Here is a 17,729-nt window from a genome sequence, read left to right as displayed (position 1 = left end):
CGCTTTCTTTACCATTACGTTTACGGAAAGCGCAATATACTAATTATTTGCAGATTTTCGATTCACCCGCTAATCAAAAACATACATCCCCTTGCTACTACGCTGATCTAGTTCCCGGTTAAGGCCATTGGACGTTCGGCCAGCAATTTTCCCTTGTATCCTCATCTGTAGCGCTGAGTCATCCGGCGAAAAGCGACCAGTGCGCGCATGGTACAACGCCTCGGCGATCATGCCTTCTTCCGCATCCCCAAAATCACGTTTCAGATCATCGAAAACTATTTTATCCACCTCCATGCCCGAAAAATAATCACCGTACCCAGTCGAATTAAAGGTCTGGAAAGAAACCGCATATAAATCTACTCCAAGTATGTCCCATGCAAAAAAGCCAACCGGTTTGCCGTAGGTTCGGTATTCACCGATCAACTTCACGTCCATATGTGGTCGCAGGTTATTGATTAGCAATTCACTCGCGGACGCCGTGCCCTCTGTTACGAGGAAATAGATCCGGTTTAGATTCAGTGAATTAACCTTATTAAAATATACGGGTGCAAAAAGCGTGGCCCATTCTTCAGATTCCGATAGCGTTTCATTGATCTTACTGGTGAACATCAACTTATTATTCGCAGCGGCTGGCACTAATAGGTTCGATAAGTATTCAGCCGTGATTACCGCCCCTCCCCCATTATAACGCAAATCCACGATCATTTCTTTGACACCAGCCTCTTCAAACTGCGCCATCAATTGATCCAGCTGAGTCTTCACATAGGTAGGACTTCCGCGCTCGCTGAACATCGAAATAAACGTACTAAAGGCAAAATATCCAACATTCTTACTTCCCAGCGAAAATACACGATGCGCCGTGATAGGCTGTACCTGGTAACTTTCCCGATTGAGATTGACTGACACTTCTTCCCCGTTCGGTTTCCTCAGCCGTAGGCTGATGGTTGGCCGATCAAGCGCATCGAAAATATACGCAAAATTATCACGCTCCAAGGATGTCTGTGACAAGTTGCTATTCCCATTGATCGACAGAACCTGCCATCCCCGTCTTACCCCGGCAGCATAAGCGGGTGAGCCTATTTCCACATCCTTTATGTAAAGGTCAGTTTCATTTTGATAGCGGACATCGATTCCGAAGCTACCGGCAAGTCCAAGCTGAATTTCAGCATTCACCGTGCCCCACCGATCCAGAAAACTGAATCGGTCAAGGCGGTCGCCGTTTTCACTCCGGGCGTATCCTTTCAGCGTTTCCAGTACGGCATCCGCCGAGTTGTACCGTTCCGTATTTCCGCGAACGTCGGAAAACCAATTGGGCAGGTCTTGCTGCCAAAGGTAAAATTTATACGTATAGATATATACCGAATCTTTGAGCAGATCCTCTTCCGTTTCAGGTCGATCAGGCCGCTCTATCTGAGGGACAACGGTGTCTCGCTTGCAGGCCATGATGGCCGTACCCATCGCCAGCAGTGCCACCAAGAATTTTAAGTTTATCGTTTTCATCTTTCGTTAAGGTTAAACACCGATTATACTAAAGCGGCCAAAACCGATCGGCTGACACACAGTCGATGGGCAAAGTACCAGATGGCGCACGGGTACCCGCAGCGTGGACACACAACATATCAGCTGCTTCTAACCTGTTGGTTTCTAACAAAAAGGTTAAGGGTTTGGTTTGCTGTTGCAACTCATCCGCAAAGTATACTTTTATGAACTGATCCAAACCGTTCCATTCCACATGCCGCAATTTATTCAATTGTACTGCGGGATCACCTTCAGTCAGTACCAGCAGCTGTTTGCCTTCCTGGTGCAGCGTCTGCATAAGCTCCAGCATAGGTTTATAAAGCAGCAGTTTCAGGGGGAGCAGCGCAGTGCGATGGAGCCCGTCAAATTGCGCTTTATACTTACGGTCTATACAGAAAACTTCAGCCGCCCGCTCGAATATCCCCCATTCGCCGTGTTGTTCGTAGGCGATTTTCATGAAATCCGTCAAATCATTTGCCGGCGGCACTGTTTCAGTATACTCAAGTAGGTTAGCAAACAGGTAATAGACCTGTAGCAAATAATCTTTCTTAGGAAAAAGTACGTCATCCAACTCGAATACCACAGCTTTCTTCTGTGTCAAAATATCTGGGTATGTAAGCATACATGTATGAGTTAAAAACAGGAAATTGGTTTAATCGGCTATACAGCATAGTGCCGCTTCATCACCTGAATCTGACAACGAGAAAACACCGGATAGCCGCCGGTAACGATCGTCACTTTGGGTGGTTCCAAGCGGTACTCCGTCTTTGAATACGATAAGAGGCAGTTGTACAGGTGGGTTCTTGATGACCGGTATGCTGTCGAGCTCCGTCACTTCGGGCACCCATACTGCAACACTATACTCCGAAAAAAGCTGCTGTGCTTCCGCCATGGGATACAATTCATGTATTCCCAATGGCAAAAGTGTATTGATTCCCCTATCTAAGCAAACTTTAAGCACCTCGTGTATGAAAGCCGGCGCGTTAACCTGCGGAATTTTCAGGTAGCTCCCAGTGCGAAGGAGTACGTTTGGCACATCATCGGAAGAACCAAACAGCACCTGTCCACTGATAGGTGACATCAACTTTGCCACCCGTTGTGCGAATGGCCGTGTACCTTGGGTGATTAGAACCTTGCCTATTAAATCTCTATTCATCAATTATCCCATCTTTGATATGCACAACCCGGTCTGCAATACTTGCCAACTCCTCGTTATGCGTGACCACCACAAATGTTTGATTCAGCTCATCACGCAGTGCCACAAAAAGCTGGTGCAGCGCAGTGGCATTTTCTGAATCGAGATTACCGGAAGGCTCGTCAGCGAGCACGACAGCTGGATTGTTTATCAGTGCCCGTGCTACAGCGACCCGTTGCTGCTCGCCTCCAGAAAGTTCGTTGGGTTTGTGGTCCTGGCGGTGGTCTATCCCCAAACGCTCCAATAGCCCTTTTGCCCGCCGTTCTGCTTCCTTCTTGTTCATCCTCCCGATGAATGCCGGAATGCAGACGTTTTCTAATGCCGTAAACTCGGGAAGCAGGTGATGGAATTGAAAAACGAAGCCGATATTCGCATTACGAAAAGCGCTCAGCTGCTTGGGGCTCAGCGCGCCAATATGCGTACCACTAACGATTACATTGCCCTTATCTGGTTTATCTAACGTGCCTATGATGTGAAGCAACGTACTTTTGCCTGCTCCGGAAGCTCCCACGAGGCTGACAATTTCACCTTTACCCACATGCAGGTCCACACCTTTTAGAATCGGCAACGTACCATACGATTTATATATTCCAGTGGCATTTAGCATGCCACGAAGTTAGGGAAAATATCCGACTCGACCAGCGCAACGACGTTGCTCGGTGCAGCAGCGAACCCTTACCGTTCTGTTCGGGATACAGCATATCCTAAGCATATGGAAGGTACGGTTAGCTGGAAAAAGGCAGCAGGCGGCAGCATACCCCTAACTGTCCGAGCGCCTTAGTTACGTTAGTTGCCGGCCAAGTGGTTTCCAGACGAAGAATCCGGTCTTCGTCTTCAAGATCAAAAGACCATCGCCCCATTTGATCAAGTGTCGGTTTCAGCCGAGCGATTTCCACTTCTGAGTTCACGGAAGTTGTTAAGACAAGTATAGTTATTTGTTCCATTTTATGATTCGTTGGGCACAATCCGCCCGTCAGCCAAGTGGATAATCCGGTCGGACTTTTCAGCAAATTCATCGTCGTGCGTGACCATCAGCATGGTTTGCCCCCGTTCAGAGGCGAGCTGCTGGAACAGATCAAACACAATAGCAGCGTTGCGGCTGTCTAGGTTGCCTGTGGGTTCGTCACCCATCACAATGATCGGATCGTTAATGAGCGCCCGGGCGATGGCGACGCGCTGTTGCTGGCCTCCAGAGAGGAGCGAAGCCCTTTTTCCGGCCTGTTCCCCCACGTCGAGCAGCTTGAGCAGCTCATAGGCTTTATGTTCGACCTCTTCCGAGGAATGGATACTTCGCTTCAGCCCCGGTAGCATGACGTTGCGCAGTGCCGAAAATTCCGGAAGTAAATAATGGAACTGAAAGACGAACCCGATATGTTGATTGCGGAAGTCAGCCAGCCAGCGGTTGCTTTTGCCCTTCAGCTCTTCGCCGTTGATTTGGATACTTCCTTCGAAGTCGGTATCCATGGTAGACAGCAGGTAAAGCAGGGTGGACTTGCCGCTGCCGGATTTGCCGGTGATAGAGACGAACTTGCCTTTTTCAATGCTAAAACTGACACCTTTCAATACATGGAATTCCGTGGGTTCGCGGAAATACTTGTGAATGTTATTAGCTGCTAATACATACATGATCTATCCTCTCAATATGGTTATCGGGTCTACATTCGCTGCGTGCCGCGATGGAATATAGCCGGCAAGCACCGTAGTGACGATGCCAAAAGTAAAGCCCGCCGCGTAATAAATAAGTGCGAAGCTAACGGGCAGGTGATCCATGGCAACCATCACATCGCTTTCATAGGGAGCCTTGGAGGTGGCGTATGCCAGCAGGAAGCCGAACACCAATCCCAACACGGCACCGATGGCGCCGATGACAATAGCCTGGATTAGGAAAATCCAGCGAACATCGGTATCGGAAAAGCCGGTAGCTTTCAAAATGGCGATGTCTTTCATTTTTTCGTAAATCATCATCGTAAGAATGTTGAATATGCCGAATCCAGCCACGAGCAGAATGGTGATGGATACGCCATAGGTCATCATGTTACGCAGCACGTTGCCTTCCAGTAATGTGGAGTTGTCTGCCTTCCAGTCAGACCCGTTATAGCGGTAACGCCCTTGCAGTTCAGCCACCATGGCAGGGGCCAGTTCTTTATCGTACAGCTTGATTTTGATGTCTGTGATGTAGCTGGCAGGTACACCAAGGAAGCGCTGGATGGTTTTCAGGCCGGCGTAGCTCCGCTGGTTATCAACATCAATAAGCCCGGTTTTGAACACGCCAATGATGGTGACCTGGAAATTATCGCCCTTTTCTGTGGTGATCGAGAGTTTGTCGCCCGTACTGACGTTCAATTTGCGCGCGAGACCTACGCCCATGAGCAGGCTGTTGGGTTGGGTTGCGAGCTTTTCATACCCCCCCTCTACTATTTTCGCCCCAAGGTCGAACAATGCGTCTTCGTCTTGGAAATTGATGCCCACCAACTGGCCATTTACCGTAGATGATCCCAACCGGTAAAACAGCTGCGTGCTCAATGAGCCGGACAGCGCTAATACCCTGGGGTCTTTGCGCAGGGCTTCCATTGCCTGCAGTCCGTCTTTCAGGTTAGGTCGACTGTCTTTCGGGCGTTGATGGTGCACCACATTCCACACGTCAGGATTCTCCCGATCGAGTATCGTACGCTCCTGCAACTGAGCTTCATTGTAAAGCCGGAGGTGGGGCGACTGCTCAAACACGATGTTTTCCGTAAACTCGTTGACACCCTCCATGAAGCTCACCATGAAGATGAACACCGTGATACCAAAAGCCACGCCGGCGGTGGCGATGACGGTCTGCTTCAGCTTGGCTCGCATATGTGTAAAGGCGATGGAAGCCGCCAATCTGATAGCGGTGGATCTCTTGCTCATAGCTACGGTGCTTTCTTTACGATAACATTTCCAGGCTGAAGGCCGCGGATGACTTCTACGAATTGCCTGTCGCGTATACCACTCTGGATGCGGACTTTCTGTTCGTTGCCCGACTCCGTTTTAACCCATATGCTATCGCCTGCCACGACATAGTCGGCCGGAACGGCCAGCACCTCAACACTGTCGCGCACGACGATATTGGCTTCAACAGTTGAATTGGGGAAAAACGTGAGGTCATCAAGCACGCGGGCCCAAATCTCAAAACTGCGGTTTTCTTTTTGCAGCACGGGTATAACTCGGTCTACCGTAGCGCGGAATTGCCGTCCGGCATAGGCATCGGTTTCGAAGACGACAGGTTGCCCTACCTTGACTTTGGCGATATCGCGCTCATCTACCAACATTTCCAGGCGGAACCTATCGGGAGTGCCCACCAATAGGATGGGATCTTGTGCATTCACAATTTCCCCCGGTTCGCGATGTACGCTGAATACCCGTCCATGGATGCGGCTGGTCAATACCCGACCTTCCCGGCCACGCCGGAATTGGGCCAATTGATTTTCGGCAGCCAAGACGTTGCTGTGTAGTTCGTTGCGGAGCAATTCCAGCTGCTTCCGGAGGTTGTTATATTCCGTATGGCGGGAGGCTGCACGCATGGCCACCTCCTCAGCCTGCTTGCGCGACACGGCCTGCGAAACGGCGAGTTCGGCATATCGCCGGGCGTCTAGCGAATCCTGTTGGTATTGTTGTTTGGCCAGCGCGATACGTTCGTACAGCTCAGCCATAGCGGCAGACTGTTCTGACGCATTTTCGCGCGCGAGTGCCACCTGGTTAGAAAGGATGCCCAATTGCTCGTCCTCACTAGGGGTGCCCAGGATGACAAGCACCTGCCCAGCATTTACCGTATCACCTTCATTTACGAGTATCCGGTGAATGCGTTCAGGGTTGCTTGCAGCGGTATACTCGTATTCTAACGGCAGGATTTCACCCGACGCGTATACGGCTTCCCGCAACGAACGGGTCTCCACCACCTGAGTTTCTGCCGGCTGCCGGCACGATGATAAGCCCGATAAGACGAATAAAAGCAACGAGCGTAGTTTCGTTTTCATGATCACAGCTTGTTTTGTAAATAATGGAGTTCGACGTGGTGCCTCAGGTAATCCAACTGAGCGTCGATAAACAATGCCGTCGCCTGGTCGAGCGTTTGCTGGATTTCCTTAAGCTCAATTAAATTAACAATGCCCTTTTCGAGCTTCTGGAAGACCAGTTGCTCGTTCTCACGGGCAAGCAACATGTTGGCCTCCTGTATGCGTAGCGCTGCCACGGCCTTTTCCAGTGCGTGCTGCTCCTGCATCAAGTTTTTCTGTTCGCGTGCCTGATATTCAGCGAACGACAGCGCTGCCGCTTGAGCGAGCAACCTATGCTGTCTGGGCGTGTAAACCATATCGCTTACCGAAAGGATGGGGATGCGCAACCGCAGGCCCACATATCCTGAAGGAAACCAGTCATCGCGCAGCGTGGTACCCATTGACGAGCCGAAGCCAAGCCGGTTGTAGCCGGCGCTAACCGACAAGCTGGGTAGAAGTGCGACGCGCGACGCCTTCCATCGCTGCAAGGCAAGATCGGCACCCGACCGGTATTTTGCATATTCCGGAAAGTCCGCAGGTGAATGCGAATCTGCGGCCGTCTGCAAGCCTGGGATACCCTGGAATGCCGGCACCTGCAGGGTGCTATCCAACGGATAGCCCATCCAGAATTTCAGATCGATCAAAGAGGTCTGGTAATCTGAATGTGCAGCATTTTGGGCTGCTTCCACGTCGTTTACTAGCGTCCGAGATTGATTCCATTCTATCCTGTCCGACAACCCTTGCTTAAAACGTTTTGTGATTAACCGATGGATATCATGTACTCGCTCCATGCGGGCCTGTGCCAGCTCAAGCCGTTGCCTGCCTAGGGCGGCGGCATGGTAAGCCATGTGGACATGACGCTTGAGCATCCGTGATACACCCTCTCGCTCGGCGCCTGCCGCCCGTGCACGGATAACGGCAAGCTTCACTTGCTGCCATGTTGCCGGGTTAGCCACGTCGACAGACGCTTCCAACCCGTAATTGCCCATCCAGGGGGTGCCGAGCCTTACCGGTACAAATGAGCCTTCCGGCTGCCCGAGCAATTCTCCGGGGAAAACCTGTACGGGTATTTTCCAGTAATGGTCCATGCTGGCTGTACCGGCAAGCGTGGGGAATATTTGCGCTTTGGCGGCCTTCGCAGCGAGGTGGGAAGCGGACGCCTCTCGCTCGCTTGCTTGCATCTGCTGACTGTGCTGAAGTGCATAGTCCACGCAGGTTGCCAAGCCCCACTGTTGAGCGTCTGCCCGGCTTATCCATAAGCACAAGGCTACATATAAGGGAAACAACTTGTTCATATAGTTCAAAATATAAAGAACTAACCCAATAAAAAAAATTTAGGTATCCTCCAACTTAATGGTGCGTTCCCAACGCTCCAGCACGATAGGGAGCTCTACCAACAGCATTTTATACAGTAACGAAGCGTGTTCCATATCCTTGCTAAACCCATCGTCTTTGTTGCGGACTGCCCGGATATCGTCAAGCATCTGTTTCATTTTCATAAATCTCGACGTCATGAACTGTTGGTTGAATGTACGTTCAAAATTAACATAGAAGTAGCGTCTACGCTTTCCGCTGAACGTCCGGGAATCAATCATACCAACCGTTTGAAGCATTTTAAGGGCGTTGGAGATTGCGCTCTTGCTGATACCGAAGTAATTCACCATTTCCTCGAAAGTGGCTCCCGGCGGATCACTGAACAATAGGTATATGTATACACGCGCAGGGACAGGACTGAGTCCCATCTCTTCTATGGTCTTCGCGTGCTGCTCTATTTTGTTCCTGAAATGTTCCAATTCAACTATATTTCCGACACAAATATAGCTACTATTATTGTTTAGTTCAAAAAAAAAAGAACCTAATTCGGTCGCCGCATTTGAACATCCGTCTTTATGATACGGCACGGAACATTCAACCTTTTTAGCGCTTTCCCTTGACCTTTCCCGATTAAAACACTACTTTTACGCCAAATTTTTCGCAAATGAACATTCACGAATACCAAGGCAAACAGATACTGAAAAGTTTCGGTGTGCAGGTGCAGGAAGGCATCGTAGCTGAAACGCCGGAGCAGGCTATCGAAGCGGCTAAAAAGTTGAAGGAAGACTACAATTCTGATTGGGTGGTGGTCAAAGCTCAGATTCACGCGGGCGGCCGCGGCAAAGGCGGCGGCGTAAAGCTAGCCAAAAACCTTGACGAAGTGAAACAACGGGCTACCGACATCATCGGCATGCAATTGGTCACTCCACAGACGGGCCCTGAGGGCAAAAAAGTAAATAAGGTATTAATTGCTCAGGATGTTTATTACCCTGGCGAAAGTGAAACCAAAGAATTTTACATGAGTGTCTTGCTTGACCGCAGTCGCGGCCGCAACATCATCATGTATTCCACTGAAGGCGGTATGGATATTGAGGAAGTAGCCGAGAAAACGCCTCATCTTATCTTTAAGGAAGAGATAGATCCCAAGGTGGGTTTACAGGGCTTTCAAGCGCGGAAAATCGCCTTCAACCTCGGTTTGAGCGGTGCTGCATTCAAAGACATGACCAAGTTCGTAACTGCGTTATATAAGGCGTACGAGGGCACCGATTCTTCTCTTTTCGAAATCAATCCGGTGCTGAAAACATCGGACGACAAGATATTGGCTGTCGATGCTAAAGTGAATCTGGATGAGAATGGACTTTTCCGCCATCCGGACTACGCCGCCCTGCGCGACGTGAACGAGGAAGATCCGACTGAGGTAGAAGCGGGGGAATCCAACTTGAACTACGTAAAACTTGATGGTAATGTCGGTTGCATGGTCAATGGCGCCGGCTTGGCCATGGCCACGATGGACATCATTAAGCTTGCAGGCGGCGAACCGGCCAACTTCCTCGATGTAGGAGGCACAGCCAATGCGCAGACGGTAAAGGCCGGATTCAACATTATCCTCAAAGATCCCAACGTAAAGGCTATCCTGATTAATATTTTCGGCGGCATTGTCCGTTGCGACCGTGTTGCTCAGGGCGTTATCGATGCTTACAAAGAAATCGGTAATATTCCCGTACCGATCATCGTGCGCCTTCAGGGCACCAATGCCGAAGAAGCCAAGCGACTGATTGACGAATCCGGACTGGAAGTGTACTCTGCAATTCAACTTAAAGAGGCTGCCAATTTGGTAACGAAAGTCTTATCCTGAGCGAGTTAACGAGTTTAGGTTGGCGATAAAGATTGAACGTCCGGTAGCCAAAGTGAAAACGAACCTCCAGCACGCTTGGGGGTTTTTTACTTTTTGCGCTGCGGTATTTTCCCGCTTACCCGTTACTGGTTGCTGTATGACCCGATAGATTTATTTTCGGAATAATCTTAATCTTATTATTTTCGGCCCGGTTTTACATTGGCTGAAAGCTTATAATCGATAATTGATAGCTTACCATGAAACATACGCGCATAAAAGACTTATTGAACACCACGGAATACGGGCAGCAGGTAACGGTAAAAGGATGGGTAAAGACCTTCCGCAACAACCAGTTCATTGCCATCAACGACGGCTCTACGCTGGGCAATATCCAGGCGGTTGTTGATTTCAACAACACCGACGAAGCGCTCTTAAAGCGGATCACTACAGGGGCTGCCGTCGCTGTTAACGGACCGTTGGTCGAGTCGCTCGGCAAAGGGCAACGTGTGGAAATCAAGGTTGAAACGCTGGAGATACTTGGCGACAGCGACCCCGAGCGGTTCCCGCTTCAGCCTAAGAAACATAGCCTCGAGTTTCTGCGTGAAATCGCACATCTGCGTTTCCGGACCAATACCTTCAATGCGGTTCTTAAGGTACGCAATGCACTTTCATTTGCCATTCACCAGTTTTTTTTCGAGCGCGGATTCGTGTATATCCATACACCCATCATTACCGGATCGGACGCCGAAGGCGCAGGTGAAATGTTCAAAGTGACGACCCTTGACTTTGACAATTTTCCCCGCAATCCGGATGGTTCAGTCGACTACCGGGAGGACTTTTTCGGCAAACCGACTAACCTTACGGTATCGGGCCAACTGGAAGGCGAACTAGCGGCGATGGCGCTGGGTAACATCTATACCTTTGGGCCCACATTCCGGGCGGAAAATTCTAATACGACGCGCCATTTGGCCGAGTTCTGGATGATTGAGCCTGAGATGGCCTTCTATGACCTGGAAGATAACATGGACCTTGCCGAAGAACTGCTTAAATACGTAATTCAGTTTGCACTTGACCACTGCCCTGACGAAATTGAGTTTCTCAGAAACCGCTTGCTCGAGGAAGAAAAAGGCAAACCGCAGAACGAACGCTCCGAGTTTGATCTGGTCGACAAACTCCGTTTCTGTCTCGACAACCGATTCGAGCGGCTTACCTATACCGAAGCGATCAAAATATTACAACGCAGCAAACCCAACCAAAAGAAACAATTTAAATATCTCATCGGCGACTGGGGAGCAGACCTACAATCGGAGCATGAGCGCTACCTTGTGGAAAAACATTTCAAGAAGCCGGTCATCCTTACTGACTATCCTGCAGACATCAAATCGTTTTATATGCGGATGAACGAACCTGATGACCAGGGACGGCTTACCGTAGCCGCCATGGACATCTTATTTCCGGGGATCGGCGAATTGGTTGGCGGCTCTCAGCGTGAAGAACGGCTGGATAAGCTCGTGCAGCGCATGGCCGACATGAACGTGCCGGAGGCAGAGCTGGACTGGTACCTTGACACCCGGCGCTTCGGCACAGCACCGCATTCCGGCTTCGGTGTCGGATTCGAGCGCCTCGTGCTTTTCGTTACTGGCATGACAAACATCCGCGATGTCATCCCTTTCCCACGTACGCCAAACAACGCGGAGTTTTGATGGTTGATAAGGATAAATCAGCGTGACACGGAATGTCCCGTGTACAAAGTGAGGGCCATGTTACTTAGAATATACGAGCAGAATCCAAATCCGAAGGTTATCCAGCAAGTCGCAGACACGCTACGTCGGGGCGGGCTGATCATCTATCCCACGGACACCGTATATGGGCTGGGGTGCGACATCAATAATCAGCGTGCCATCGAGCGGGTATGTGAGCTACGTGGGCTGAAACCCGAGAAAGCCAATCTGTCTTTCGTTTGCTACGATCTCACGGACATTGCCCAATACACGAAGCCTTTTGACACAGCAACTTTCCGAGTACTGAAAAAAGCGTTGCCGGGGCCGTTCACATTTATTTTCAATGCGAGCGGACAGGTACCGAAGTTGCTGAGTTCAAAGAAAAAAACCGTCGGTATCCGGGTGCCCGACAACAGCATCGCCCGTGAGATCGTCCACGAACTCGGCAATCCCATTGTATCCGCGTCCATCCATGATGATGACGAAATTATCGAGTATTCCACCGACCCCGAGCTGATCCATGAAAAATACGGCGATCTTGTAGACATTGTGGTCGATGGCGGGTACGGAGGCAATATCGCATCCACGGTAGTCGACGTCACGTCAGGCGAGTTCGAGGTCATCCGCGAGGGCAAGGGAGACTTAAGCCTTCATCTTTAGATCGACTGAATGACTTGACGCACGACTCTGAGACTCCCCTGCTTTTACCTTCTCCCGGGCTTGTCGCTCATTCGAAACTGTAACAGACCACCATCTATAATATCGCGATGCTTCAGTATATAGCCTTCCATCGGCTTGCCATTCAGCAGTACCTCCTGCACATAAACATTCTTGGCACTTTGATTCATCGCTTCCACCGTGAATTGCTTCCCGTTTTCCAGGTTGATGGTTGCCGACTGCACCAAGGGGCTGCCCAGCCAGTATTCATCGGAACCTGGAGATACCGGATAAAAACCTAAGCTACTAAACAAATACCAGGCGCTCATCTGTCCGCAGTCGTCATTTCCGCCCAAACCATCCGGTCCATTATGGTATTGGTTTTCCAGAATCATTCGCACTCGCTCCTGCGTCTTCCAGGGTTCACCCGCGATGTTATAAAGGTATGCAACGTGATGGGCCGGTTCATTGCCATGCACGTAGTTGCCAATGATGCCCTCACGCGTGATGTCTTCCGTATTGGCAAAAAACTTATCCGGGAGGTGTATTGTAAACAAGGAGTCGAGGTATCGGGATAGTGCCGCACGTCCTCCCATCACATCCATTAACCCCGCTGGGTTTTGTGGCACGTAGAGGCTGTAATTCCAGGTGTTGCCCTCAATGAACCCCTGCCCATGTGTTTCCAGGACATCAAACTCCCTGCGGAACGTTCCATCGGCATGCCGCGGCCGCATGAAACCGATTGAAGAATCGTACATGTTCCGCCAATTTTCTGAGCGTTTGATGAATGTTTCATAGACGTCCGTTCTTCCTAAGTGTTTAGCAAGTTGCGCAATACACCAATCGTCGTAGGCATATTCCAACGTATTGGAAACCGAAGTACCGTTGGCCTCGTCAGGGATATACCCCCGATCGATGTACTCGCCAATGCCCTCGTAGCGCCGACTATTCGCGGTAGCCACACACGCGGTTAACGCCGCCTCGGCATCGCCTTCATATACGCCTTTGATGATGGCGTCGGCAATCACCGACACGCTATGATAACCGCTCATACACCAATTATCATTGGCGTAATGTGACCAAATAGGTAGCATTTTCAACACGCTCTGGTCAAAATGCGCCATCATTGAAGCCACCATATCCGCATTGCGCGAAGGGTTGACAATATTTAGGTACGGATGGAATGCCCGGAAGGTATCCCATAACGAAAAAGAGGTATAGCTATTAAATCCTTTTGCGGTATGCACTTCGTAATCGAGCCCCCTGTATTGTCCATTCACATCCATATATACCGTGGGCATCAAGGCGGCATGGTACATAGCTGTATAGAAATTTACGTAGTCCGCCTCTGTTGGCAACCTGGCTTCGATTCGGCGAAGTTCCTTTTCCCATAAGTCACGTCCCTCACGCTTTGTACGATCAAAGTCCCAATGCGGTATTTCAGTCTGCATATTAGCCAGCGCATTAGACATACTCACCGGGGACAGCGCAAATTTTATGTGCACTTGCTCACCAGCCGCTACATCAAAATCGAAATGCATACGTAGCTTTTGTCCAGCTAAGTCGGGAAAGTTATCCGTCTGATCAAACTTACGCCAGAAGCCGCGGTATACGGATGTGCCGTCAAAATTTTTGCTCCCATAGGTTTTGAAGGGCTTCGAAAACGACATCGCAAAGAAGACTGTCCGTGTGCGAGCCCAGCCATTGGTCTGCCTATAGCCGGTGACCGTGCTGTCATTGAGCACGCGGACCACTGTCCACACCGTCTTATCGTCATAATTGTAAATGCCGTGTGTCAGGTCGAGGACAATATGAGCCTCCTCCTGCTCTTGAAACGTATAACGATGGAAGCCGGTGCGGGTACTCGTAGTCAACTCAGCAAGGATGCCGTGATCGTCTAGCTTCACCCGATAATAATTTGCCTCAGCCACTTCGTTAGCATGTTGAAAAGCCGAACGGAAGCCTGTCTCGGGAGCATCCGCTACGCCCGGATCGAGCTGCAGCGGGCCTGATGTAGGCATGATCAAAAAATCACCCAGATCGGAATGCCCCGTGCCACTGAAGTGCGTATGGCTGAAGCCCACAATCGTGGGATCATCGTATTGGTATCCGGCGCAGTACTTATATACATCTGGATTGTATTTGCCGCCCACCGCATAGGGTATTGTATCTGTATCGGGACTAAGCTGCACTGCCCCAAAAGGGACGGTGGCGCCCGGAAACGTATGCCCCATCTTGGCGGTACCAATAAGCGGCTGGACATAACGCACCAAGCTGTCAGGTAGCTGCGCTTGCACGCACCCTGCAGTCACTGACAGGAAAGTGAAAAGTATTAGCTTCATTTATGGTCTTGTTTTTAGTTTCGAGTAACTCCGGCTGATGGTGTGCCTTGAGTCACTGGTCTTCCGTGTAGGTCGCCCAAAGTTCATCCAATCCCAACCCGGTTTCGCTCTTCCAAATTGCTTCCGAATAGGTTCGGTTGCGCAATGCGTCATCAAGTGTTTTCACTAATCCGGGCTTGCGTTTGCGTTCTATCCAATCCAAAAAACGTGCAGCGATACGGTAGCTGTTTGTATAGTGATGATCATCAGCAACGTCGGGCAGTGACCAGTTCGCCCCGGCATTATCTATTCCGAATCTATGGCGTACATAGTCAGCAATTCCTTCCACCAGCCACCCCGGTTGGTTGCCTCGGGGATAAGCCTGCACGATGTGCATCACTTCGTGTGTCACCACATCCACATCGCCGGGCATTTTTCTCAACCACGCCTGACTGATGACAACCTGCCCGTTATGGGCATACGCAACCCCGTCATAGGCCGTATCAATGGTCAGCGTCACCTCGCGCAACGCACTGGGATTAAACGTCTCAACCAGCACCGGGTACACCTGAAAAAACGTTGCCTTCAACCGGTCCGCCACCTGTGGGTCAAATGCTGGATCTTGCTGGACGAAGATGAGCTGGACCCCCCCTTGCACAAGGGTGTCCCTATTGTTCAGTTCGGTGGTTGCACGAGCATGCAGTTGAAGTTGCCAGGCCATACACCACAGGAAAAGCATTGCGATTCGTGTCATCATCTCTTTACGAATAAAATTGAAACGGGCAATCTTTGTCATTGCAAAAATTGCCCGTTCACATTGCATATCAACTTGTTTTAATAGGATGCGATTGTTTACTGATAACAAAAATAACACACTCAGCCATTTAATCCTGTTAACAAAAGCCCAATGAAATGTTAATAAAAATCAAATAGCCGGACTTCACATGCACGCTCTCCCGATTTCATTACTATATTCGCTTATATTACGGCCTTTGGTTAGCCAATCCGATCGATGACATATACGTTGGGGGTACATAAAAGCATTTCACTGTTGGGCTTTGTCGTCCTTACATCGGTATTATTTTACTTGACGTACAATACGTTCAGGCTAAGGAACGAGCAGTATCAGGCCGTGGAAAAGGCGCTCATCAACGAACGATATACGCAGCGCATCCGCAATGACAAGGTGTTTCCTGGCGGGGTCGCCATCACAGACCGCTACCTGATGACGCATATTCACGCGTTGGAGGCTGCGTACCAACACGATCTCGATTCCTTCGAGCGGTATAAAAACCGGGTGCTGGATAGTATGTTCCACTCGCTCCGTGCGGGCAACACGATGGACAGTCTGTTTGCCGAGATTAAAACTGAATATCATCTCGATCCCGAGCTCGAATATCTACTAACCATCAATAGCATCCAGCTGGTATTCAGCAACGACAACGTGGTCGATATATACCGACCTAACCAACCCTACCCGTTTATGCCAGACAGCCTGGGGACCCGCTATGGCATGTACATCGGTGGAGCCCTACGGCGGCCACTGCCACAGAATCAAATCACCCGCCTTACCGTCAGCTCAACCTCGGATTACAATTACTGGATGACTTTTTCGCTGCATGCCGATCATCAAAATCGTATCTGGCACATTGTGCAGTTAATGATGCCCACGTTCCTCTTAGCACTGTTTGCCATTAGCTGTGTCGTTTTCATTTATTATGTCACCTACCGCAATTGGCTACGTCAGAGAAAACTTGCAGATATGAAGTCTGACTTTCTCAACAGCATTACGCATGAATTCAATACGCCGCTCTCCACCATTATCGTGGCCACCAAAAACATGCAGAATGACAAGATACTCGCCGACGGGGAAAACATCAAACCGCTAACTAAAATCATCGAACGCCAATCATTGCGTCTGCAAAAACTTTTCGACCAAGTGATGGATATCACCAAGATGGACAATACCTCATTGCAGAAAGAGCCCTGCGAGCTCAATCAGTTGCTGGATGAGATAATCACAGATTACAATGTAAAGTTATCTGCACAAGATATTGCTGTCAGATTGAACGCTGCAAAAGCGCCGCTTATTGTCGAATTGAATCGTTTTTTCTTCACTACGATGCTATTCAACCTTTTTGACAATGCCATTAAGTACAACAGCAGTGAACACAAGCGCATCACGGTAGACCCCGAGGTCAGCGACGGTGTGATCAACCTGCAGATCTCCGACAATGGAACGGGAATACCTGATAGCGAAATCGAGCACATATTCGAGAAATTTTACCGTTTTCAACGGCAAGGCGCTCCACATGTATCGGGCTTAGGGTTGGGGCTCTATTATACCTACCAATGTATCAAAAGTCACGGGTGGACGCTTTCGGTAGCTAGCAAAGAACAGGTGGGCAGTCGATTTACCATCCACATCCCCTTATAAAACAGATACAGATATGAGATCGAAACTATTGTATATAGAGGACGAAGCCGATTTAGGCAACGTTACCAAGCAATATCTGGAGGCCATGAATTTCGAGGTAACTTGGTGCACAACCGGCAAAAATGCTTATGAGGCATACGCAATTGATCCTGATGCCTACAGCCTGCTCATCATCGATATCCAACTACCGGACATCAATGGTTTTGACTTGGCCCGTAAAATCACAGAATACGACAAAAATGCGGTCTTCCTCTTTCTCACCGCACGTAAAGAAAAACAGGACAAGCTGCATGGACTGAATATTGGGGCAATGGATTATATTACCAAGCCGTTTGACATCGACGAGCTGGTCCTTCGGATACGCAACATTACCCGGCGGACGCATACCATTGAAGAAAAACCTCGTTCCAATAGCATTGAAATTGGTGATATTACCCTCAATATGGAATCGCTAAGCATCACCATTGCTGGGCACTCCAAAACAACGCTGACACAGCGAGAGGCCGAGCTACTCGAATACCTCTACATCCACCGCAACACCATTGTGAAGCGGGAAGACCTCCTTGTTCGCTTTTGGGGAGAGAACGATTACTTTATGGGCCGCAGCTTAGATGTATTCATTTCACGATTGCGTAAGCTGTTGCGGCACTCCACTTCAAAAACCACGATCGAAAATATCTACGGTGTGGGGTTCATCCTTTCAATACCTTAAC

General features: G+C 49.7%; 17 protein-coding genes. 5 read left to right on the top strand and 12 right to left on the bottom strand.

Annotation, left to right across the window (positions count from 1 at the left end):
• Nucleotides 1-69: 69 nt before the first annotated feature.
• The 10 genes from ACFOET_RS03930 to ACFOET_RS03885 all read right to left on the bottom strand — a co-directional run bounded on the left by ACFOET_RS03930 (nucleotide 70) and on the right by ACFOET_RS03885 (nucleotide 8,525).
• Nucleotides 70-1,500, bottom strand: a complete 1,431-nt coding sequence (locus ACFOET_RS03930) for a S41 family peptidase (protein WP_379019789.1) — start codon at nucleotides 1,498-1,500, stop codon at nucleotides 70-72.
• A 28-nt stretch (nucleotides 1,501-1,528) separates the two neighbouring features.
• Nucleotides 1,529-2,140: an HAD family hydrolase gene (locus ACFOET_RS03925; RefSeq protein ID WP_379019787.1), complete on the bottom strand. Its 612-nt coding sequence runs from the start codon at nucleotides 2,138-2,140 to the stop codon at nucleotides 1,529-1,531.
• Between the two features lie 30 nt (nucleotides 2,141-2,170).
• Entirely contained in the window at nucleotides 2,171-2,674 is a 504-nt protein-coding gene (locus ACFOET_RS03920) for a hypothetical protein (protein WP_379019785.1), read from the bottom strand.
• Nucleotides 2,667-3,320, bottom strand: coding sequence for an ABC transporter ATP-binding protein (locus ACFOET_RS03915; protein WP_379019783.1), 654 nt, complete (start codon nucleotides 3,318-3,320; stop codon nucleotides 2,667-2,669). Before ACFOET_RS03915 ends, ACFOET_RS03920 begins: the two co-directional genes overlap by 8 nt.
• A 118-nt stretch (nucleotides 3,321-3,438) precedes the next feature.
• Nucleotides 3,439-3,657, bottom strand: a complete 219-nt coding sequence (locus ACFOET_RS03910; RefSeq protein WP_379019781.1) for a hypothetical protein — start codon at nucleotides 3,655-3,657, stop codon at nucleotides 3,439-3,441.
• A 1-nt stretch (nucleotide 3,658) separates the two neighbouring features.
• Entirely contained in the window at nucleotides 3,659-4,339 is a 681-nt protein-coding gene (locus ACFOET_RS03905) for an ABC transporter ATP-binding protein (RefSeq protein WP_379019779.1), read from the bottom strand.
• 3 nt (nucleotides 4,340-4,342) lie between these two features.
• Nucleotides 4,343-5,608, bottom strand: a complete 1,266-nt coding sequence (locus tag ACFOET_RS03900; protein WP_379019777.1) for an ABC transporter permease — start codon at nucleotides 5,606-5,608, stop codon at nucleotides 4,343-4,345.
• Between the two features lie 2 nt (nucleotides 5,609-5,610).
• Complete coding sequence (locus tag ACFOET_RS03895) at nucleotides 5,611-6,714, bottom strand: efflux RND transporter periplasmic adaptor subunit (protein WP_379019775.1); 1,104 nt, start codon at nucleotides 6,712-6,714, stop codon at nucleotides 5,611-5,613.
• A gap of 2 nt (nucleotides 6,715-6,716) precedes the next feature.
• A complete protein-coding gene (locus ACFOET_RS03890) occupies nucleotides 6,717-8,027 on the bottom strand; it encodes a TolC family protein (RefSeq protein WP_379019773.1) in 1,311 nt (436 codons plus the stop codon).
• A gap of 39 nt (nucleotides 8,028-8,066) precedes the next feature.
• Nucleotides 8,067-8,525: a GbsR/MarR family transcriptional regulator gene (locus ACFOET_RS03885; RefSeq protein ID WP_379019771.1), complete on the bottom strand. Its 459-nt coding sequence runs from the start codon at nucleotides 8,523-8,525 to the stop codon at nucleotides 8,067-8,069.
• Between the two features lie 185 nt (nucleotides 8,526-8,710).
• Here ACFOET_RS03885 and sucC point away from each other — a divergent pair, with 185 nt between their 5' ends.
• From sucC to ACFOET_RS03870, 3 genes are all read left to right on the top strand, one after another.
• Nucleotides 8,711-9,901 (top strand): ADP-forming succinate--CoA ligase subunit beta, encoded by a 1,191-nt coding sequence (sucC, locus tag ACFOET_RS03880; RefSeq protein WP_379019769.1) that lies wholly within the window; start codon nucleotides 8,711-8,713, stop codon nucleotides 9,899-9,901.
• Nucleotides 9,902-10,137: 236 nt separating this feature from the next.
• Nucleotides 10,138-11,583 (top strand): asparagine--tRNA ligase, encoded by a 1,446-nt coding sequence (gene asnS / locus ACFOET_RS03875; RefSeq protein ID WP_379019767.1) that lies wholly within the window; start codon nucleotides 10,138-10,140, stop codon nucleotides 11,581-11,583.
• A gap of 57 nt (nucleotides 11,584-11,640) precedes the next feature.
• On the top strand, nucleotides 11,641-12,261 hold the full coding sequence (locus ACFOET_RS03870; protein WP_379019765.1) for an L-threonylcarbamoyladenylate synthase: 621 nt from the start codon (nucleotides 11,641-11,643) through the stop codon (nucleotides 12,259-12,261).
• Between the two features lie 44 nt (nucleotides 12,262-12,305).
• Here the strand turns inward: ACFOET_RS03870 and ACFOET_RS03865 are convergent, their stop codons facing one another.
• Nucleotides 12,306-14,600, bottom strand: coding sequence for a GH92 family glycosyl hydrolase (locus ACFOET_RS03865; RefSeq protein WP_379019763.1), 2,295 nt, complete (start codon nucleotides 14,598-14,600; stop codon nucleotides 12,306-12,308).
• Nucleotides 14,601-14,652: 52 nt separating this feature from the next.
• The gene (locus ACFOET_RS03860) at nucleotides 14,653-15,336 is read right to left on the bottom strand and encodes a basic secretory protein-like protein (protein ID WP_379019761.1); all 684 of its coding nucleotides are present in this window, start codon (nucleotides 15,334-15,336) and stop codon (nucleotides 14,653-14,655) included.
• A gap of 255 nt (nucleotides 15,337-15,591) precedes the next feature.
• On the opposite strand from ACFOET_RS03860, the gene ACFOET_RS03855 reads away from it, so the two are divergent.
• A complete protein-coding gene (locus tag ACFOET_RS03855; RefSeq protein ID WP_379019759.1) occupies nucleotides 15,592-17,016 on the top strand; it encodes a sensor histidine kinase in 1,425 nt (474 codons plus the stop codon).
• Between the two features lie 13 nt (nucleotides 17,017-17,029).
• Complete coding sequence (locus ACFOET_RS03850; RefSeq protein WP_379019757.1) at nucleotides 17,030-17,728, top strand: response regulator transcription factor; 699 nt, start codon at nucleotides 17,030-17,032, stop codon at nucleotides 17,726-17,728.
• The last annotated feature ends 1 nt before the right edge of the window (nucleotide 17,729 follow it).

Origin of the sequence: Parapedobacter deserti, assembly GCF_042646065.1 — a bacterium.
GTDB classification, from domain to species: Bacteria; Bacteroidota; Bacteroidia; order Sphingobacteriales; family Sphingobacteriaceae; genus Parapedobacter; species Parapedobacter deserti.
This window is presented reverse-complemented; position numbering and strand designations above follow the sequence as displayed.